The sequence below is a fragment of the Streptomyces sp. NPDC021356 genome (assembly GCF_040641015.1).
Taxonomy (GTDB): Bacteria; Actinomycetota; Actinomycetes; order Streptomycetales; family Streptomycetaceae; genus Streptomyces.
In genome coordinates, this window is the sequence record NZ_JBFACU010000002.1 from 422,367 (window position 1) to 442,579 (window position 20,213).

General features: G+C 73.6%; 16 protein-coding genes and 1 pseudogene. 13 read left to right on the top strand and 4 right to left on the bottom strand.

The window, feature by feature from the left end:
• Positions 1–97 precede the first annotated feature (97 nt).
• The 6 genes from lpdA (at position 98) to AB0G56_RS04125 (ending at position 9,160) form a co-directional block, all read left to right on the top strand.
• On the top strand, positions 98–1,486 hold the full coding sequence (lpdA, locus tag AB0G56_RS04100) for a dihydrolipoyl dehydrogenase (protein WP_360963234.1): 1,389 nt from the start codon (positions 98–100) through the stop codon (positions 1,484–1,486).
• 61 nt (positions 1,487–1,547) lie between these two features.
• A complete protein-coding gene (gene sucB, locus AB0G56_RS04105; protein WP_360963237.1) occupies positions 1,548–3,356 on the top strand; it encodes a 2-oxoglutarate dehydrogenase, E2 component, dihydrolipoamide succinyltransferase in 1,809 nt (602 codons plus the stop codon).
• Between the two features lie 261 nt (positions 3,357–3,617).
• Positions 3,618–4,241: a GntR family transcriptional regulator gene (locus tag AB0G56_RS04110; protein WP_360963239.1), complete on the top strand. Its 624-nt coding sequence runs from the start codon at positions 3,618–3,620 to the stop codon at positions 4,239–4,241.
• 358 nt (positions 4,242–4,599) lie between these two features.
• Positions 4,600–7,302: a pyruvate dehydrogenase (acetyl-transferring), homodimeric type gene (aceE, locus tag AB0G56_RS04115; protein ID WP_360963242.1), complete on the top strand. Its 2,703-nt coding sequence runs from the start codon at positions 4,600–4,602 to the stop codon at positions 7,300–7,302.
• Positions 7,303–7,381: 79 nt separating this feature from the next.
• Complete coding sequence (locus tag AB0G56_RS04120; protein ID WP_360963245.1) at positions 7,382–8,548, top strand: WYL domain-containing protein; 1,167 nt, start codon at positions 7,382–7,384, stop codon at positions 8,546–8,548.
• Positions 8,549–8,641: 93 nt separating this feature from the next.
• Positions 8,642–9,160, top strand: coding sequence for a DUF4240 domain-containing protein (locus tag AB0G56_RS04125; RefSeq protein WP_360963330.1), 519 nt, complete (start codon positions 8,642–8,644; stop codon positions 9,158–9,160).
• A gap of 39 nt (positions 9,161–9,199) precedes the next feature.
• Here the strand turns inward: AB0G56_RS04125 and AB0G56_RS04130 are convergent, their stop codons facing one another.
• Positions 9,200–10,021 (bottom strand): peptidoglycan recognition protein, encoded by an 822-nt coding sequence (locus AB0G56_RS04130; protein ID WP_360963333.1) that lies wholly within the window; start codon positions 10,019–10,021, stop codon positions 9,200–9,202.
• A gap of 456 nt (positions 10,022–10,477) precedes the next feature.
• Between AB0G56_RS04130 and AB0G56_RS04135 the strand changes: the two genes are divergently transcribed.
• Positions 10,478–11,671 carry a MarP family serine protease gene (locus AB0G56_RS04135; RefSeq protein ID WP_360963248.1) on the top strand — a complete coding sequence of 398 codons (1,194 nt, stop codon included), beginning with the start codon at positions 10,478–10,480 and terminating at the stop codon, positions 11,669–11,671.
• Between the two features lie 10 nt (positions 11,672–11,681).
• On the opposite strand, the gene AB0G56_RS04140 is transcribed toward AB0G56_RS04135, so the two are convergent.
• On the bottom strand, positions 11,682–12,200 hold the full coding sequence (locus AB0G56_RS04140; protein WP_360963250.1) for a GNAT family N-acetyltransferase: 519 nt from the start codon (positions 12,198–12,200) through the stop codon (positions 11,682–11,684).
• An 89-nt stretch (positions 12,201–12,289) separates the two neighbouring features.
• Here AB0G56_RS04140 and AB0G56_RS04145 point away from each other — a divergent pair, with 89 nt between their 5' ends.
• A complete protein-coding gene (locus AB0G56_RS04145; protein WP_360963253.1) occupies positions 12,290–13,186 on the top strand; it encodes a TIGR01777 family oxidoreductase in 897 nt (298 codons plus the stop codon).
• A 399-nt stretch (positions 13,187–13,585) separates the two neighbouring features.
• Entirely contained in the window at positions 13,586–15,037 is a 1,452-nt protein-coding gene (locus AB0G56_RS04150) for an NAD(P)/FAD-dependent oxidoreductase (protein WP_360963336.1), read from the top strand.
• A 60-nt stretch (positions 15,038–15,097) separates the two neighbouring features.
• Here AB0G56_RS04150 and AB0G56_RS04155 read toward each other — a convergent pair whose 3' ends face one another.
• Positions 15,098–16,615 carry a regulator gene (locus AB0G56_RS04155; RefSeq protein WP_360963256.1) on the bottom strand — a complete coding sequence of 506 codons (1,518 nt, stop codon included), beginning with the start codon at positions 16,613–16,615 and terminating at the stop codon, positions 15,098–15,100.
• Between the two features lie 199 nt (positions 16,616–16,814).
• Between AB0G56_RS04155 and lipB the strand changes: the two genes are divergently transcribed.
• From lipB to AB0G56_RS04175, 4 genes are all read left to right on the top strand, one after another.
• Positions 16,815–17,657 carry a lipoyl(octanoyl) transferase LipB gene (gene lipB, locus AB0G56_RS04160; RefSeq protein WP_360963259.1) on the top strand — a complete coding sequence of 281 codons (843 nt, stop codon included), beginning with the start codon at positions 16,815–16,817 and terminating at the stop codon, positions 17,655–17,657.
• Positions 17,658–17,821: 164 nt separating this feature from the next.
• On the top strand, positions 17,822–18,811 hold the full coding sequence (gene lipA / locus AB0G56_RS04165) for a lipoyl synthase (protein ID WP_360963262.1): 990 nt from the start codon (positions 17,822–17,824) through the stop codon (positions 18,809–18,811).
• Between the two features lie 276 nt (positions 18,812–19,087).
• A complete protein-coding gene (locus AB0G56_RS04170; RefSeq protein ID WP_360963265.1) occupies positions 19,088–19,288 on the top strand; it encodes a hypothetical protein in 201 nt (66 codons plus the stop codon).
• A gap of 105 nt (positions 19,289–19,393) precedes the next feature.
• Positions 19,394–20,095 (top strand): DUF4191 domain-containing protein, encoded by a 702-nt coding sequence (locus AB0G56_RS04175; RefSeq protein WP_360963267.1) that lies wholly within the window; start codon positions 19,394–19,396, stop codon positions 20,093–20,095.
• A 32-nt stretch (positions 20,096–20,127) separates the two neighbouring features.
• Here AB0G56_RS04175 and AB0G56_RS04180 read toward each other — a convergent pair.
• A pseudogene (locus AB0G56_RS04180) lies at positions 20,128–20,211 on the bottom strand (ATP-binding cassette domain-containing protein); the annotation flags it as partial.
• Positions 20,212–20,213 lie beyond the last annotated feature (2 nt).

The window sequence follows — 20,213 nt, forward strand, 5'->3', positions numbered from 1 at the left end:
GGGCCCCCACCCAAAGGGCCGAAGAACGAGCGGCCGGACACAAGCCGCCCGCCGGTCACCGACGACCGGCACGGCGCACATGCATGGAGGACGTGACGTGGCGAACGACGCCAGCACCGTTTTCGACCTAGTGATCCTCGGCGGTGGCAGCGGCGGTTACGCCGCGGCGCTGCGCGGGGCGCAGCTGGGCCTGGACGTCGCCCTGATCGAGAAGGACAAGGTCGGCGGTACCTGCCTGCACCGGGGTTGCATCCCCACCAAGGCCCTGCTGCACGCGGGCGAGATCGCCGACCAGGCCCGCGAGAGCGAGCAGTTCGGTGTCAAGGCCTCCTTCGAGGGCATCGACGTCCCCGCCGTCCACAAGTACAAGGACGAGGTCATCTCGGGCCTGTACAAGGGCCTGCAGGGCCTGATCGCCTCCCGCAAGGTGACCTACATCGAGGGCGAGGGCCGGCTGTCCTCCCCGACCTCCGTCGACGTCAACGGTCAGCGGATCCAGGGCCGCCACGTCCTCCTGGCGACCGGATCCGTGCCGAAGTCCCTGCCCGGCCTGACCATCGACGGCAACCGCGTCATCTCCTCCGACCACGCCCTCGTCCTGGACCGCGTGCCCAAGTCCGCGATCATCCTGGGCGGCGGCGTGATCGGCGTCGAGTTCGCCTCCGCGTGGAAGTCCTTCGGCTCCGACGTCACCATCGTCGAGGGCCTCAAGCACCTCGTCCCGGTCGAGGACGAGAACAGCTCCAAGCTGCTGGAGCGCGCCTTCCGCAAGCGCGGCATCAAGTTCAACCTCGGCACCTTCTTCGAGAAGGCCGAGTACACCCAGGACGGCGTCAAGGTCACCCTCGCCGACGGCAAGGAGTTCGAGGCCGAGGTCCTGCTCGTCGCCATCGGCCGCGGCCCGGTCTCGCAGGGTCTGGGCTACGAGGAGGCCGGGATCGCGATGGACCGCGGTTACGTCCTCGTCGACGAGTACATGCGCACCAACGTTCCGACCGTCTCGGCCGTCGGCGACCTGGTCCCCACCCTCCAGCTCGCGCACGTCGGCTTCGCGGAGGGCATCCTGGTGGCGGAGCGCCTGGCCGGTCTGAAGACCGTTCCGATCGACTACGACGGTGTTCCCCGGGTGACGTACTGCCACCCGGAGGTCGCCTCCGTCGGTGTCTCCGAGGCCAAGGCCAAGGAGATCTACGGCGCGGACAAGGTCGTCGCCCTGAAGTACAACCTGGCGGGCAACGGAAAGAGCAAGATCCTCAAGACCGCGGGCGAGATCAAGCTCGTCCAGGTCAAGGACGGTGCCGTGGTCGGCGTCCACATGGTCGGCGACCGCATGGGCGAGCAGGTCGGCGAAGCGCAGCTGATCTACAACTGGGAGGCGCTGCCGGCCGAGGTCGCGCAGCTCATCCACGCCCACCCGACGCAGAACGAGGCGCTCGGCGAGGCCCACCTGGCCCTGGCCGGCAAGCCCCTCCACTCCCACGACTGAGCCTTCGGTCAACGGGCGCGACGACACAGACTTCCGTACTTCGTAAGGAGCAACCGAAACCATGGCGGTTTCCGTAACCCTGCCGGCGCTCGGCGAGAGCGTCACCGAGGGCACTGTCACCCGCTGGCTGAAGGCCGAGGGCGAGCGCGTCGAGGCCGACGAGCCGCTGCTCGAGGTCTCGACCGACAAGGTCGACACCGAGATCCCCTCGCCGTCCGCCGGTGTGCTGGCCTCCATCAAGGTCGCCGAGGACGAGACGGTGGAGGTCGGCGCCGAGCTGGCCGTCATCGACGACGGCTCCGGCGCCCCCGCCGCGGCGCCCGCCGCCGAGGCCGCCCCCGCCCCGGCCGCCGAGCCCGAGTCCGTGCCGGCTCCGGCCGCCGAGGCTCCCGCCGCTGAAGCCCCCGCCCCCGCCGCCGAGGCCCCGGCCGCTCCGGCCGGCGCCGCCGAGGGCACCGACGTGGTCCTGCCCGCGCTGGGCGAGTCCGTCACCGAGGGCACCGTCACCCGCTGGCTGAAGTCGGTCGGCGACTCCGTCGAGGCCGACGAGCCGCTGCTCGAGGTCTCCACGGACAAGGTCGACACCGAGATCCCGGCGCCCACCTCCGGTGTGCTGCTGGAGATCGTGGTCGGCGAGGACGAGACCGCCGAGGTCGGCGCCAAGCTCGCGGTCATCGGCGCCCCCGGTGCCGCTCCCGCGGCTGCCCCGGCCCCGGCCGCACCGGCCCCGGCGCCCGCCGCCGAGACCCCGGCCCCGGCCCCCGCCGCCCCGGCGGCTCCGGCTCCCGCCGCTCCGGCCCCGGCCCCGGCCCCGCAGGCCCCGGCCCCGGCCCCGCAGGCCCCGGCCGCTCCGGCCCCGGCTCCGCAGGCCCCGGCCGCCCCGGCGCCCGCTCCGGCCCCGGCCGCCGCCCCCGCGGCTCCGGCTCCCGCCGCGCAGGCGACCGACGAGGGCGCCTACGTGACCCCGCTGGTGCGCAAGCTCGCCGCCGAGAACGGCGTCGACCTGGGCGCGGTCAAGGGCACCGGCGTCGGCGGCCGCATCCGCAAGCAGGACGTGCTCGCCGCCGCCGAGGCCGCGAAGGCCCCGGCCCCGGCCCCCGCCGCTGCCGCGCCCGCCGCGAAGAAGGCCCCCGCCCTGGAGGCCTCCCCGCTGCGCGGCCAGACCGTGAAGATGCCGCGGATCCGCAAGGTCATCGGCGACAACATGGTCAAGGCCCTGCACGAGCAGGCGCAGCTGTCCTCGGTGGTCGAGGTCGACGTGACCCGGCTGATGAAGCTGCGCGCCAAGGCGAAGGACTCCTTCGCGGCGCGCGAGGGCGTCAAGCTCTCCCCGATGCCGTTCTTCGTCAAGGCCGCCGCGCAGGCGCTGAAGGCCCACCCGGCCATCAACGCGAAGATCAACGAGGCCGAGGGGACCATCACCTACTTCGACACCGAGAACGTCGGTATCGCGGTGGACTCCGAGAAGGGCCTGATGACCCCGGTCATCAAGCACGCCGGTGACCTGAACATCGCCGGTATCGCCAAGGCCACCGCCGAGCTGGCGGGCAAGGTGCGGGCGAGCAAGATCACGCCGGACGAGCTGTCCGGTGCGACCTTCACCATCTCCAACACCGGTTCGCGTGGCGCGCTGTTCGACACGATCATCGTGCCGCCGGGCCAGGTCGCGATCCTCGGCATCGGTGCCACGGTCAAGCGTCCGGCCGTCATCGAGACCGAGGAGGGCACGGTCATCGGCGTCCGCGACATGACCTACCTGACCCTCTCCTACGACCACCGCCTGGTGGACGGCGCCGACGCGGCCCGTTACCTGACGGCGGTCAAGGCGATCCTGGAGGCGGGCGAGTTCGAGGTCGAGCTGGGTCTGTGACCCGGGTCGAGGGTCCCGACGGCGTCGGGACCGGCCTCTGACCTCGTCCCCACGCGGGAAGAGCGGGTGCGGCGCCCCCGTCCGGAGCACTCCGGGCGGGGGCGCCGCCGTTTGCCGCTTTTTGGCCATCACGGCGTGTAAGCCTCGTCTCACCTGCGTGAAAGCGCCCGTATGCGCCCTTCCGCCCCGCGCGGACCGCCGTATTGTCTAAGCGTCAACGCCCCCGGGGGCCGCCGCCCGGTCCCGCTTTAAGGAGCCTCCATGACCGCGCCCGTCGTCCACTCGCTGCGCGAGCAGATCCGCGAGCACATCGTGGAGGGGATCGTCAGCGGGCGCTGGAAGCCGGGCGAGCGGATCGTGGAGCGGCGGATCGCGACCGAGCTGGAGGTCAGCCAGACCCCGGTGCGCGAGGCGCTGCGCGAGCTGGAGTCGCTGCGGCTGATCGAGTCCGCCCCCAACAAGGGCGTACGCGTACGCAACCTGACCGCCGCCGACCTGGAGGAGAGCTACCCCGTCCGGGCCGGACTGGAGGCCATCGCGGCGGAGCTGGCGGCCGACCGGCTGGCCGAGGACTGCTCGGCCCTGGAGCCGCACGTCAGCGCGCTCTACGACGCCGACCTGCGGGCCGACGGCACCGCGCAGGTGCGGCACACGGTGGGCTTCCACCGGGAGCTGGTGCGCGCCGCCGGCAACTCGGTGCTGCTGCACACCTGGGAGGGCCTGGGCATCGAGGTGTTCACGGCGCTGTCCATCCGCTGGCTGGGCACGGTCCAGCAGTCGTACGCGGAGGAGCACGAGGAGCTGGTGCAGGCGTTCCGCAGGCGTGATCCGCGGATCGCGGAGCTGGTGAAGGCGCACGTCCTGGGCTGCGCGCCGCGCCCCTGAGCCCCCGCGCCCCCGCGCCCCCAACCGGGGAGCAGCCTCCGGGCGTCGCGGTTCCCCGCCGCGGGCAGTCTCTCCGAGCCACCGCCGGCCACCGTGCGGCAGTCGAGCACCCCCCAGCTCACCTGCGGAAACAGTTCGAAAATGCGGCACCGCGTGCCTGTTCGAAAGGCACCCCGTGCCGACTTTCTCGGAATCGAGAGGTTTTGCCCCTCAACCCTTTGATCGATCATCGATCAGGGAGTTACAGTCGGCGACGGGCTCCCACCAGAGCCCCTTGAGCCCTGTCCTGCCAAAGACCTAGGGCACCCCCGAACCCTTGCAGATGAGGGAACCCCCTTCGACTGAGGAAGGCGGCGACATGACCGACCCCAACGCCATCCAGCCGAGCGAGCTCGACCAGCTCCCGGACCGCGACCCCGAGGAGACCGCCGAATGGCGGGCCTCCCTGGACGCCGTTGCCAAGGCGGCCGGGCCGCACCGTGCCGCGTACCTGATGCGCCGCACGCTGGAGCGCGCCGAGGGCACTGGTGTCGCCCTGCCGAAGCTCCTGGAGACCGACTACGTCAACTCCATCCCGACCGCGGCCGAGCCGGCCGTCCCCGGTGACGAGGCCATGGAGGCCCGCATCACCGCGTGGAACCGGTGGAACGCGGCCGCGATGGTCACCCGCGGCTCCAAGTACGGCGTCGGTGGCCACATCGCCACCTTCGCCTCGGCGGCATGGCTGTACGAGACCGGTTTCAACCACTTCTTCCACGGCAAGGAGGGCGACGGTTCCGGCGACCAGCTGTACATCCAGGGCCACGCCTCTCCCGGCATCTACGCCCGCGCGTTCCTGGACGGCCGCCTGAGCGAGGCCCACCTGGACAAGTTCCGCCAGGAGGCCGGGGGCGGCGGGCTGCCGTCCTACCCGCACCCGCGCCGCCTGCCCTGGCTGTGGGAGTTCCCCACGGTGTCGATGGGCCTCGGCCCGCTGTCGGCGATCTACCAGGCGCGCTTCAACCGCTACCTCACCAACCGCGGCATCAAGGACGTCTCCGCCTCGCACGTGTGGGCGTTCCTCGGCGACGGCGAGATGGACGAGCCCGAGTCGACGGCGGCCCTCGCGCTGGCCGCGCGTGAGCAGCTGGACAACCTCACCTTCGTCATCAACTGCAACCTGCAGCGCCTGGACGGCCCGGTCCGCGCCAACTTCAAGATCGTGCAGGAGCTGGAGGCCCAGTTCCGCGGCGCCGGCTGGAACGTGGTCAAGTCGCTGTGGGGCACCGCCTGGGACGAGCTGTTCCAGCTCGACACCACGGGCGCGCTGCTGCGCCGCCTGCGCCAGGTGCCGGACGCGCAGATCCAGACGTACCAGACGCGCGACGCGGCCTACATCCGCCAGGACTTCTTCGGCGCCGACCCGGCGCTCGCCGAGATGGCGAAGCTGCTGAGCGACGACAAGATCATCGAGTGCTTCCACTACTCGCGCGGCGGCCACGAGGCCCGCAAGGTCTACGCCGCCTACAAGGCCGCCCTGGAGCACAAGGGCGCCCCGACGGTGATCCTGGCCCAGACGGTCAAGGGCCACACCCTGGGCAGCGGCTTCGCGTCGAAGAACGCCAACCACCAGATGAAGAAGCTGACGGTGGACGAGTTCAAGCAGATGCGTGACCTGCTGGAACTGCCGATCAAGGACAGCGACTTCGTCGACGGCCAGGTCCCCTACGGCCACCCCGGCGCCGACTCCCCCGAGGTGCGCTACCTCCAGGAGCGCCGCGCGGCCCTCGGCGGCCCGGCCCCGGCCCGCCGCGTGCACCCGCTCGCGCCGCTGCCGGCCCCGGCCGACAAGGCCTTCGCCGCCTTCGACAAGGGCTCCGGCTCGCAGAGCGTGGCCACCACGATGGCGTTCGTCCGCCTGGTCAAGGACCTGGTCCGGGACAAGGAGACCGGCAGGCGCTGGGTGCCGATCGTCCCCGACGAGGCGCGCACCTTCGGCATGGAGAGCCTCTTCCCGTCCCTCGGGATCTACTCCCCCAAGGGCCAGACGTACGAGCCGGTCGACCGCGACCAGCTGATGTACTACAAGGAGGCCAAGAACGGCCAGATCCTCAACGAGGGGATCACCGAGGCCGGTTCCATGGCCGACTTCATCGCCGCCTCGTCGTCGTACGCGACGCACGGCGAGCCGATGATCCCGTTCTACATCTTCTACTCGATGTTCGGCTGGCAGCGCACCGCCGACCAGATGTGGCAGCTCGGCGACCAGCTCGGCCGGGGCTTCCTGGTCGGCGCCACGGCCGGCCGCACCACGCTCACGGGTGAGGGTCTCCAGCACGCCGACGGCCACTCGCCGGTCATCGCGGCCACCAACCCGGCGGCGCTGTCCTACGACCCGGCGTTCGCGTACGAGATCGCGGTCATCGTCAAGGAGGGCCTGCGCCGCATGTACGGCGAGGCGGCCGAGGGCGAGGACCAGAACGTCTTCTACTACCTCACCGTCTACAACGAGCCGATGCCGCAGCCGGCCAAGCCGTCCGGCCTCGGTATCGACGAGGGCATCGTCAAGGGCCTGTACCGCTTCAACACGGCCGAGTCGGCCGGTCTGACGGCCCCGGCGAACGCCCCGCGCATCCAGCTGCTCGGCTCGGGCACGGCGATCCACTGGACGCTCAAGGCCCAGCAGATGCTGGCCGAGGAGTGGGGCGTGGCCGCCGACGTGTGGTCGGCGACCTCCTGGGGCGAGCTGCGCCGGGACGCCCTGGAGGCCGACGCGGCGCTGCTGCGCGGCGAGGAGCGGGTGCCCTACGTACGGCAGGCGCTCCAGGGCGCCGAGGGCCCGGTGCTGGCCGTGTCCGACTACATGCGCCAGGTCCCGGACCAGATCGCGCAGTGGGTCGAGCAGGACTGGTCCTCGCTGGGCGCCGACGGCTTCGGCCTGTCGGACACCCGTGAGGCCGCCCGCCGCCACTTCGGCGTGGACGCCGAGTCGATCGTCGTCGCGGCCCTGGCCCAGCTGGCCCGGCGCGGCGAGGTGAAGGCCTCGGCGGTCAAGGAGGCCCGGGAGAAGTACGGCCTGTAAGGGCTGGACGTCTCGTGACGAAGGGGTACGGCGCTCGCCGTACCCCTTCGCTGTCGGTGGTCCCCGGCATCATGGCCGTATGCGCGCCGCCCGCCTGATCAAGATGGTCCTGCTGCTCCAGTCGCGGCAGCCGATGACCGCCGCCGAGCTGGCCCGCGAGCTGGAGGTGTCGGAGCGGACCGTCACGCGGGACGCGCAGGCGCTGTCGGAGGCGGGGGTGCCGGTCTACGCCGACCGGGGGCGGGCCGGCGGCTACCGGCTGGTGGGCGGCTACCGCACCCGGCTGACGGGGCTCGCGCGCGCCGAGGCGGAGGCGCTCTTTCTGAGCGGCGTGCCCGGCGCGCTGCGGGACATGGGCCTTGAGGACGCCGCCTCGGCCGCCCGTCTGAAGGTGTCCGCGGCGCTGCTCCCCGCCGTGCGCGACGCTTCCCGGACGGCGGCGCAGCGCTTCCACCTGGACGCCCCGGCCTGGTTCCGCGAAAGCGCGACGCCCGCGCTGCTGCCCGCCGTCGCGGAGGCGGTCTGGAGCGACCGCCGGATCACCGCGCGCTACCGGCGCGGGGAGGGCGGCGACGAGGTCGTACGGGAGCTGGAGCCGTACGGGCTCGTGCTGAAGGCGGGTGTGTGGTACCTGTGCGCGCGGACCGCGGAGCACGCCTCGGGCGGCGGGCCGGGGCCGCACCGGGCCGGGGAGGCCGCCCCTGGAGCCGACGCCGTTCGCCGGGCCCACCGGGTCTACCGGGTCGACCGGCTGAAGGCGGTCGAGGCGGGTGAGGAGCGGTTCGCGCGGGACGGGACGTTCGACCTGCCCGGCTTCTGGGCGGAGCGCGCCGAGCAGTTCGCCCGCTCCATCCTGCGCGCCGAGGTGGTCGTACGGCTGTCCGAGGAGGGGGTGCGCAGGCTCGCGCACGCCGTCGATCCGGCGGCGGCCCGCGAGGCCCTGGCCGTCGCCGGCCCCGTGGACGAGCACGGCCGAAGGACGGTGACGCTCCCGGTGGAGTCGGAGGAGGTCGCGCACGCCCAGCTCACGGCCCTGGGCCCGGAGGCGGAGGTGCTGGCCCCCGCGTCCCTGCGCGCACGCCTCACCCGGGACGCGCGGCGCCTGGCCGGACTGTACGGCGCCCCGGGCCCGGCGGGGGCGGAAGGGACGGACCCGGCGGGGGCGGAGGGGACGGACCCGGCGGGGGCGGAGGGGACGGACCCGGAGGGGACGAGAGGGGCGACAGGGGACCCGGGGGCGGGGTGAACGGGCGCGGTGCGCGCGGAGTATGTACGGGACGCAACGATCCGCGGCACTCCGCGTGCGGGGCCCGGCGTGAGGGCCGATGCTTGACCCGTGATGGACGAGACGGAGTTCTGGGAGCTGATCGACGCCACCCGCGGGGCAGCCGAGGGGGACCCCGAGGAGCAGGCCGATCTGCTCGTGGAGCGGCTGCTCGGGTTCGATCCCGAGCAGGTCCTGGACTTCGCCCGGCACTTCGAGTCCCGCTACAACCGCGCGTACCGGTGGGATCTGTGGGGCGCCGCGTGGGTGCTGCTGGACGGGGCGAGCGACGACGCCTTCGACTACTTCCGGTGCTGGCTGATCGGCCAGGGCCGGGAGGTGTTCGAGGGCGCGCTGCACGACCCGGACACACTCGCCGAGTTGCTCGACGACTTCGACGAGGAGATCGACGGCGACGGCGAGGAACTGGGGTACGCGGCCGACGAGGCCTACGAGCAGCTCACCGGCACGGTCGCCCCCGACCTGGGCGTCCCGCCCGCCCCGGCCGAACCGGCGGGTACGCCGGTCGGGTTCGAGGACGACGAGGCGCTGGCCCGGCGCTACCCCCGCCTGTGGACCCGCTTCCGGGACTGAGTCCGCACCCCTCGGGGACGGACGCCCCGGTGGGCCGGGTCAGGTACGGCCCTGCAACCGGGCCGCCGTCTCGCGGATCGCGGGGAGCCGGATCGTCAGGGCCGCGCCGGGGCAGGTGGTGCGGAAGCCGTCGGTGTGGCCGGCGAGGGCCGGGAGCAGCGCGGCGGTGCCGGCCTCGTAGCGGGCGAGCCGGTTGCTGGAGACCAGCGTGACGCTGCCGCGCGGGTCGACTCCGGCCAGGCCGAGTTTCCAGGCGGCCAGCGCGGCTATCGCGTCGGTCATGGCCCGCGGCACGGGCGCCCCCGTCGTGAACGTGCCGATCGCCGCGATGCCTGCCGTGCGGTGGTTGAACCCCTGGGTGTGCGCGCCGGTGACGGCCCGTTCGACGCCGCCGGCGCGCCCTTCGTAGATCGTGCCGCAGCGGTCGACGAGGAAGTTGTAGCCGATGTCGTCCCACTGGCGGGCGCCGGTCTGCCCGGCGTAGAGGTGGCGGATGATGCTCGGGGCGTCGGCGCAGGCGTAGCCGTTGGGCGAGTCGGTGTGGTGGACGAAGACGGCGACGACCTTGTCGTCGTAGCGCGGGGGCGGCTGCACGTGCCGTGCGGTGGCGTCGAGCCAGAGCGACCGCGACACGATGCGCGGCCGGGGCGCGCGGTGCGCGGTGGCGGCCGAGCCGGGCGCCACGGTCTGCGCGGACAGCGGGTCGGCGCCCTGGGCGTGTGCTCCCGTGGGCGCCCGCTCGGTGACCGTACGGCCGACGCCCTCCGCGCCCAGCAGCAGCGCGCCGACGGCGGCGGCCACCGGCAGGAGGCACAGCAGCCCGATCAGGGCGCGCCGCAGCAGGAGTGTCCGCCGGCGCACCGCCGTGACGCCCCGCGGCTCCCCCGGGGTCCGGTCCCCGCCCGGTTTCCACCAGGTCCGCACGGTCCGGACAGTCCGCACGGTCAGCCCGGCCGGCCCGGTCCGCCCGGCTACGGCCCGCCCGGTTTCGGTCAACCCGGCCCGCCCGGTTTCGGTCCGCCGGGTCCGCCACGTCGGCCGGGTCCGCCGGCTCCACGGGGCGCGCTGCCGCTTCGGGCCCCAGGGGCTCCGGGCGCGCCCTTCCTCGCCCACTCCACGCATGACCTCACCCTCACCCCCATCCGCCCCGTCCGCGATGTGTGCTGTGCCACCTGGTGGAACCATCGTCCTGGTCCGGGGCGTTTCTGTGGGTACACGTACACGTGGCCGGTTCCCGGACCCACGTGCGCGTACCCGATCACGCTGATCGCCGGGCCCGTCCCGCGCGTACTCGGGTCCGAGAGAAAGGCGGCATGCGTGGACCTGCTCGATCTCGTGCTGTTGCTGGTGATCGTGCTCTACGCCGTCTCCGGCTACCGGCGCGGACTGGTGGCCGGCTGCGTCTCGCTGGCCGGTTTCGTGGGCGGTGCGGCCGTCGGCGTGTGGGTGCTGCCGTGGGTGATGGACCTGGTCACCCGCGGGACGACGGCGGCGACGGTCACCGCGGTGGTCACGGTCCTGGTGCCCGCGGTGCTCGGGCACGAACTGGCGGGGCGCCTCGCACTGCGGCTGCGGCGCGAGCTGGACCGGGCCGGCCGCAGCCCGCTGCGCGTGGCCGACGGCATCGGCGGCGCCGCCGCGAACTCGGTGGCGGTGCTGATCGTGGCCTGGGTGGCGGCGAGCGTCCTGGGCGCCTCCTCCTCCCCCGCGGTGACGACGGCGATACGGGACTCGACCCTGCTCGGCGCCGTGCAGAACGCGATGCCGGAGACCACTCCGGCCTGGTTCTCGCGGGCCACCTCCGCACTGACGGAGGCGGGTTTCCCGCAGGTCTTCAACCCGTTCGAGAACGAGCCGGCGGCCGGTGTCGCCCGGCCCTCCGGCGACAGCGTGACGGCGAGCGCGACGAGCGCCGCCCGGCTCAGCACGGTCAAGATCGAGGGGACGTCGGGCAACCAGGGCCGCGAGGGCAGCGGCTTCGTGTACGCGTCCCGGCACGTGATGACCAACGCGCACGTGGTGGCGGGCATCGATCACCCGTTCGTGCAGATCGGCGGCGTCGGGCACTCGTACGCGGCACGGGTGGTCCTCTTCGACCCCGACCGGGACGTGGCCGTGCTGTACGTCCCCGGGCTGCGCGCTCCCGTGCTGCGTTTCGACGACACCGCCGGGCGCGGCGACGCGGCCGTGGTCGCGGGCTATCCGCAGGACGGCGGCCTGGACCTCCAGGCGGCGACGGTGGCGAACCGGATCCGGGCCACGGGTCAGAACATCTACAACGACGCCACCGTCACCCGGGAGATCTACTCCGTCCGCTCCACGGTCCGGCCGGGCAACTCCGGCGGTCCGCTGCTGACCACGGACGGGCGCGTGTACGGCATGGTGTTCGCCCGCTCCATCTCGGACGCCGAGACGGGGTACGCGCTGACGGCGGCCGAGGTGGCGCCGGACGCGCAGCGGGCGGCGAGCGCCACGGCGGCCGTGGCCACGGGCCGGCTGGTCGCCTCCTGACGCGCCCGCATCACAGCGGGCGGCCCATGAGCACGTCGTCGACGTAGCGGCCGTCCAGGTGGAACTCCTCCGGCTGGACGCCCTCCACGACGAAGCCCTCGGACTCGTACAGCCTGCGGGCGGGGGCGTTCGGGCCGAGGACGCGCAGGGTGATGCGGCGGGCGCCCAGGCGGCGGGCCTCCTCGACGGCGGCGCGCAGCAGGGCGCGGCCGATGCCGGTGCCGCGGGCCTCCTCGGCGACGGCGAGGCCGCGGATCTGGCGGACGTGCGCGTTGGCGGGCAGTTCGGTGGGGCGGCCGAGGCGGATGTAGCCGACGAGGCGGCCGCCGGCTTCGGCGACCAGGTGCTGGCCGGGACCCGACCGTTCGGTGAAGAACGGCTCGTACGGCGCCTCGGGGCGCGGTTGCACGGAGTGCAGTGGGGACCAGGCGGCCCGGTCGAGGCGGCCCAGGGCCTCCTCGTCGCCGGGTGCGGCACGGCGTATGCGCGGGGCGGGGGCGGTGCGGGGCGGGGGAACACTGTCGGGCATGGGGGAACTGTAGGGGCGGGCGGGGGCGCTGTCGCCGGAAATTCCGTGGCGGGCGGGGCGGGAGGGGCCCGGCGGGGCAGGATGAGCACATGGAACGTTCACGCATCGCGGTGGCCGGCGCGTCCGGCCTGATCGGCAGCGCCCTGGTGCGGTCCCTGGTCGCGGACGGGCACGAGGTGGTGCGCCTGGTGCGCCATCCGGCCCGCGGCGCGGACGAGGTCCGCTGGGACCCGGAGGGGCAGTACGTCGACACGACGGGGCTCATCGGGTGCGACGCGGTGGTCAACCTCGCGGGCGCGGGGGTGGGCGACCACCGCTGGACGGACGCGTACAAGAGGACGATGCGGGACAGCCGGGTGCTCGGTACGGCGGCGCTCGCCGAGGCCGTCGCCGCGCTCGGCACACCGCCGCGGGTCTTCGTCGGCGGCAGCGCGATCGGCTTCTACGGCGACACGGGCGAGCGGGCCGTCGACGAGGACGCGCCGCCCGGTGACGGTTTCCTGCCCTCGCTGTGCGTGGAGTGGGAGGAGGCCGCGGCCCCGGCGCAGGAGGCGGGCGTGCGGACGGTGTTCGCGCGGACGGGGCTGGTGGTGGCCCGCGAGGGCGGGGCGTGGGGGCGGCTGTTCCCGCTGTTCCGGGCCGGTCTCGGCGGGCGGATGGGGGACGGGCGGCAGTACTGGTCGTTCATCGCGCTGCACGACGAGGTGGCGGCGCTGCGCCATCTCATCGACACCGAGAGCCTGTCCGGGCCGGTCAACCTGACCGCTCCGCACCCGCTGACCAACCGTGAGATCACGGCGGCGATGGGCCGGGTGCTGCACCGGCCGGCGCTGTTCCCGGTGCCGGCGCCGGTACTGCGGACCGTGCTCGGGGAGATGGCCGGGGACGTGCTGGGCAGCGCCCGGGTGGTGCCGAGGCGGTTGCTGGAGTCGGGGTTCTCCTTCGCCTTCCCGGGCATCGAGGACGCCGTACGGGCGGCGTTGTGACGGGTGGCTCGGAGGGGCGTGCGGGCGGCGCCGTGACGGCCGGCGCGGAGGACGTGCGGGCCGCGCCGTGACGGGCGGCGCGGAGGACGTGCGGGCCGCGTCCTGACGGCCGGCGCGGAAGGCGTGCGGGCGGCGCCGTGACGGGCGGGCGAGGGGCGGGCGAGGGCCGCCGGGGCGGCTGGTGCGAGCGGTGTGTGACACCTCTCGACCGGTCGGCGAAAGTTTGCGACCGTATGCGACCGCCGTGCGACCGTGCCCTGTCCATGCGCGACTGCCCCTGACCGACCGCGGCTCTAACCTCGTGCCGAACTCGGGTATTCCTCAAGCCGGTCGAGGGCATCACTGCTCCACCGGTCGCGCAACCTCGAGGAGGGGCACGTGCTTGAGCCCGCGTACCAGGTGGATGTCGTCGTGGTGGGAGCCGGGGTGGCCGGGCTCTGTGCGGCGCATCGGCTAACCAGCGCAGGAGTAACGACCGCAGTCCTGGAGGCCGCCCCTCGCGTGGGCGGTCGCATGTCGACGGAGAAGATCGACGGCTTCCGGCTCGACCGGATCGGGCAGCTGCTGTTCACGTCGTATCCCCAACTGGGCCACGGCCCAGGGCTGGACGCGCTCGTGCTGCGCCCCTTCGCGCCGGGGGTCCTGCTGCACAGCGACGGACGGCACCACCGGGCGGGCGCCCCGGCGGCCGGCGGGAGCGCACGGAGCGCGCTCCACGCTGTGCGCGCCTTCGCGAGCGCCCCCCGGCCCCCGGTCCCCTCCAGGGGGCGGGCCGGCCGCGCCCTGCGCCCCGTTCCGCCCCTGAGGGCCCGGGCCGGCACGGGCCCGGCGACGGCCCTGCTCGACGAGGCCCCCGCGCCCGGCCCCGCGCCCGCGGCCGACCGCGCCCAGCCCTTCGGCATCGGCACCCCGCTGCGGCTGCGCGCCGCCCTCACACGGATCGCGGCCACCCCGGTCGAACGCCTCATGACCCGGCCCGAGATGCCCGCCGGGCAGGCGCTGGCGGCCCGCGGACTGCCCGCCCGCACCGTCGACGGCTTCCTGCGCCCGCTCCTGTCCGCCCTGCTGTGCGACCCGGACCTCACCACGTCCAGCCGCTGCGCGGACCTCGCGCTGCGCGCCTTCGCGGCGGGCCGGCTCTGCCTGCCGGAGGGCGGGGCCGAGGTGCTGCCGGAACTGCTGGCGAGCACGCTGCCGCCGGGCACCGTGCACACCGGTGTACGGGTCACCTCGGTCTCCACCAACGCGGTGACCACCGCGGAGCACGGGGAGATCCGCTGCCACGCGGTGCTGGTCGCGACCGGCGCGCGGACCGCGGCCGAGTTGCTGCCCGGGCTGCGCGTGCCCGACTTCCACCCCGTGACGGTCGTCCACCACACGACGGACGAACCGCCGCGGACGGGCGCCCACCTGCTGCTCGACGCGGAGCGTGGCGGGCCGGTCGCGCACACGGCCGTGGTCAGCCGGGTCGACCCGGCGCGCGCTCCGGCCGGCCGGACCCTGGTCTCCTCGACGGTCCTGGGCGAGCCGCCGGCCGACGTCGACGCCGCCGTACGCCGTCATCTGGCCCGCCTGTACGGCACCTCGACCGGCCGCTGGGAGACGCTGGCCGTGCACCACAGCGCGGAGGCGGTCCCGGCGATGCGCCCGCCGCACGACCCGAGGCGCCCCGTACGGCTCCTGGCGGGCCTCTACGTCTGCGGCGACCACCGGGACACCAGTACGCTCCAGGGCGCCCTGCACTCCGCCCACCGCGCCGCGGCGGCGATCCTGGCCGACCTGGGGGCCGGCCGGCCGATGCACAGCGCGGACCCCCACCCGACGGCGGCCCCGCGGGCGGCGGCGGCCTGACTGCGGGGCGGGGCCCCGTGGGTCCCGCCCCCTCCCTTCGGCCGGGGGCCGGCAGCCCCGTCAGCCGAGGGCCGCCACCTTGTCGCGGTAGGTCCGGACCACAGGGGCGTCCTTGTACGGCTCCAGGCGGCGCTCGAAGTCGCGGACGTACTCGTCGGCGCGTACCGAGCGCATGTCCGCCGCCTGGGTGGCCGCCTCCGCGCCGTGCCGGCAGGCCTGTTCCAGGTCGCCGAGGCCGAGCCGGGCGGTGGCGAGGACGACGCGGCAGAACAGGCGACTGCGGGCGTGCGCCGGCGCGCGCAGCTGGAGCGAGCGTTCGGCGTGCTGGGCGGCGGCGCGGTACTGCTGGAGGTCCCGGTGGCAGTGCGCGAACTCGTCGGCGAGCTGTGCCTCGTCGAAGGAGCGCGCCCAGAACGGCACCTCGTCGCCCGGCCGGACCGCCTCCAGGGCGCGTTCGGCGCGCGCGAGTGACGCCGTGCAGGCGCGCACCTCGCCGAGCACGCCGTGCCCGCGCGCCTCCGCGGCGTGCAGCAGCGCCTGCACGGCGGGCGGTGCCGCGCTGCCGAGGCCCTGCTGGGCCACCCGCGCCAGCTGGACGGCCTCCCGGCCGTGGGCGAGGTAGACGGCCTGCCGGCTCATGGTGACCAGGACGTAGGCGCCGTAGGGCCGGTCGCCCGCGGCCTGGGTGAGCCGGAGGGCCTGGACGAAGTAGCGCTGGGCGAGGCCGTGCGCGGCGATGTCGTACGACGTCCAGCCGACGAGCCGGGTGAGGTCGGCCGCCGCCGCGAACAGGCGGCGGCCCGTCTGCTCGCCGTAGCTGCCGCGCAGCATCGGTTCGCACTCGTGTTCCAGATAGCGCACGAGGGCCTGGCGGGCGTGGCCGCCGCCGTACATGTCGTCGAGGCTGCGGAACAGCTCCCCCACCGAGCGCAGCGCGGCGATGTCCCCTGCGGTGACCCGCCGGGGGGCCTCGCGCTCGGCCTGCGGGCGCTCGGTCCGGCCGCGCTGGCGGGGCACCCCGGGTACGGGCTGGACGGGCTGTCCGGCACCGGCGGGCACGGCGAGCGGGAGCGCGGCGGCGGTCCTGCCCTGGGCGGGGACGCGGGCGGCGGCGGGCGGCTCCGGGCGGGCGACGCGGTCGTCGGCCCGTCCGATCAGCCAGTCGCGGCTGGGCACCACCAGACCGGCCGGGGTGAAGGCGATCTTGCGCAGTTCGGCGTGGCTGCCCGAGTCCTTGCGCCACAGGCCGCTGACGATGTCGACGGCCTCCTCGGGGGCGGCGGCGAACTCCAGCCCGGCGTAGACCGGGGCGCAGGCGTCGAGGCCGAGGTCCTGGGCGGTCAGGCGGCGGCCGAGGCGCCGGGTGAAGACCTCCGCGATGAGGGCGGGCGTGGTGCCCCGGGGCTGCTGGCCGCGCAGCCAGCGGGTGACCGACGTCTTGTCGTATCTCAGGTCCAGGCCGTGTTCTAGGCCGAGCTGGTCCACGCGACGGGCCAGACCTGCGTTGGAGAACCCCGCTTCTGCGATGAGCGCGGCGAGCTGGCGGTTGGGAGTGCGCTGCGCGGGTCGTTCCGTCATCTGCGGTGCGGTCTCCTGCCTTTCGGGCCTGCACGCGGCCGCGTGGTGCCCGGATTGCCTGTGAGCAGCCCTTATGGCCTCATGAACGGCGTGAATGTAGCGGAGAGTGAGCAGCCGACCGCGGTCTTCGGCGCGCATTCATCCGATCGTGTGAGGATTGCCCGCGCGGCTGACGCCAGACGGCCGGACGTACAGTGGCGTGGGCACGTTACGTGCCTTACGACCTTCCAGGGAGGCGCTTGCCGTGAGTGAGTTGCGGTTCGTCCGCAGGGGATTCGGTGCCGAGGCCGTGGACTACCAGGAGGCCTGGGACGAGCAGCGCCGGGTGCACGCCGCCCGGTTCGCGGACGAGGTCCCCGACACCGTGCTGCTGCTCGAACACCCGCCGGTCTACACGGCCGGCCGGCGCACGGAGGACAGCGAGCGCCCGCTCGACGGCACGCCCGTCATCGACGTGGACCGCGGCGGCAAGATCACCTGGCACGGCCCCGGTCAGCTGGTCGGCTACCCGATCCAGAAGCTGCCCCGCCCCGTGGACGTGGTCGCGCACGTGCGGCGCCTGGAGGAGGCTTTGATCCGCACCTGCGCGGAGTTCGGCCTCCCGACCACGCGGGTCGAGGGCCGCAGCGGCGTGTGGGTGCTCGGCGACCCCGTCGAGCAGCGGCCGGCGCTCGGCGGGCTCTCCCTCGACTTCGACCCGCGCCTGAGTGACGACGAGTTCGACCCGCGCCTGAACGGTCCGGAGTACGCCCCCTCCAACGCCGGCCAGCGCCGCGAGGACCGCAAGATCGCCGCGATCGGCATCCGGGTGGCCAAGGGCGTCACCATGCACGGCTTCTCGTTCAACGTGAACCCGGACAACAAGTGGTTCGACCGCATCATCCCCTGCGGGATCCGCGACGCAGGCGTCGCCTCGCTGGCGGGCGAACTCGGCCGGGACGTCACCATCGACGAGGTGCTGCCCGTCGTCGAACGCCACCTCAAGGACGTCCTGGGCAACGCCGACCTCAAGCCCCGCGTGATCGAGAAGGCGACCGCCTGACGGCGGGGCCCGTCGGGGCCGGTGAGGTCACCCGGCGGGTCCCGAGGGGCGGGAATGATCTCCGGGCATACGTGGTTGGCCTCACCGACCGGGCAGGCCCTGGGCGCAACCATCACGGGCGTACCCTGGTGTACGCCGAAGAATCGAAGCTACAGGGAGCCGACGTGTCCGCAGTCGCACCCGACGGACGCAAGATGCTGCGCCTGGAGGTCCGCAACAGCCAGACCCCCATCGAGCGCAAGCCCGAGTGGATCAAGACCCGGGCGAAAATGGGTCCCGAGTACACGAAGATGCAGAACCTCGTGAAGAGCGAGGGCCTGCACACGGTCTGCCAGGAAGCCGGCTGCCCGAACATCTACGAGTGCTGGGAGGACCGCGAGGCGACCTTCCTCATCGGCGGCGACCAGTGCACCCGGCGCTGCGACTTCTGCCAGATCGACACCGGCAAGCCGGAGGCGCTCGACCGGGACGAGCCGCGCCGCGTGGGTGAGTCCGTGGTCACCATGGACCTGAACTACGCCACCATCACCGGCGTCGCCCGCGACGATCTGGAGGACGGCGGCGCCTGGCTGTACGCCGAGACCGTGCGCCAGATCCACGCGCAGACCGCCGGACGCGAGGGCGGCCGTACCAAGGTCGAACTGCTCGCCCCCGACTTCAACGCGGTGCCCGAGCAGCTGGCGGAGGTCTTCTCCGCCCGCCCCGAGGTCTTCGCGCACAACGTGGAGACCGTCCCGCGGATCTTCAAGCGCATCCGCCCCGGCTTCCGCTACGAGCGCTCCCTGAAGGTGATCACCGAGGCCCGCGACGTCGGCCTGGTCACCAAGTCGAACCTGATCCTCGGCATGGGCGAGACCCGTGAGGAGATCAGCGAGGCGCTGAAGCAGCTGCACGAGGCGGGCTGCGAGCTGATCACCATCACGCAGTACCTGCGCCCGAGCGTGCGCCACCACCCGGTGGAGCGCTGGGTCAAGCCGCAGGAGTTCGTCGAGCTGAAGGAGGAGGCCGAGGAGATCGGCTTCTCGGGCGTGATGTCCGGCCCGCTCGTACGGTCCTCCTACCGTGCCGGGCGGCTGTACCGGATGGCGATCGAACAGCGTCATTCAGCTGCTCCGCAGCGGGGGGACGCCTTCGTCGCCACGCAGGCCGTCTGACGCCGCCTGACACTCCGTCACCTTCCGTGCGCACCAAGCCGGGCGGGCGTTCTGTGAATTCGCGCACAAGAACTTACCGTCCGGTAGTGACCGGTACGACGCGGTCCCGGCCGTCGCCGCAGATGAGGGCGCCCGCCGGGGCCGCGTCGCCCGTTCGGCCCGCGATGTCAGGGCTTCATCCGTGTTTGACCGGTCGGTCACGCCCTGGTAACACCAATCAGTGACGCTGGACTCACGCCACGCGCACCCGGAGCCGTTACGAGGGGGACCTCCACCATGCAGGCCGCGCCCGTTCGCGCCACAGCCATTCCGTCCCTGACGGACGCACTCCGTGCGGTCGAGTCGCTGCTCATGAGCGGCGGCCAGCGCACCGCCCGCCGCAACGCCTGGACCTCCGTCCTGGAGGACCGCAGGCGCGCCAAGGACCGGGTCGAGGCCCAGCGCGTCCTCGACCAGTTCCCTGCCGTACGCCCGTAGGGCCGCGCCCGGGTCACGCCGCCGACGCGGGTGCCGCCCGGCCCCCGGCCGGGCCCCCGGGCACTGCGTCGTCGGTCACTCCCGGGGCCACGTAGACTTCGTGGCATGGCGAGGAAGGAAACCGCAGCCGAGGCTGCCAACCCGGGGCGACTGAAACAGATCGCCCTGACGTACAAGATGACCCGCAAGGCCGACCCGAAGATCGGTCTTGTACTCGCGGCTGTCGGCATCGTCGTCTTCGGTGTCCTTCTCGGGATCGGCTTCTTGATCGGCCACCCCGTCTACCTGGGCATCCTGGGCTTCCTGCTCGCCTTCCTCGCGATGGCCGTCGTCTTCGGACGGCGGGCCGAGCGCGCCGCCTTCGGGCAGATGGAGGGCCAGCCCGGCGCCGCGGCGGCCGTGCTGGACAACGTCGGCCGCGGCTGGACCACCACCCCGGCCGTCGCCATGAACCGCAGCCAGGACGTGGTGCACCGCGCGGTCGGCAAGGCCGGCATCGTGCTGGTCGCCGAGGGCAACCCGAACCGGGTGAAGACCCTGCTCGCCGCCGAGAAGAAGAAGATGAACCGCATCGTGGCGGACGTCCCCGTGCACGACGTGGTCGTCGGCACCGGCGAGGGCCAGGTCGAGCTGAAGAAGCTGCGCACGACCATGCTGAAGTTCCCCCGCGTGCTGACCGGTCCCCAGGTCACCGCCACCAACGACCGGCTGCGCGCCCTGGGCGACCTGATGAGCAACATGCCGCTGCCCAAGGGGCCGATGCCCAAGGGCATGCGGATGCCGCGGGGCGGCCCGAAGGCCCGCTGACCTCCCGCCTGTGACGTCGTACGACGATGGACCTCGCCCTGGTCGGCCGGGCGGTAACCGGTGAGCGCCTTGAGCAGGGTGGACTTGCCGGAGCCCGACGGACCGATGACCGCGATCA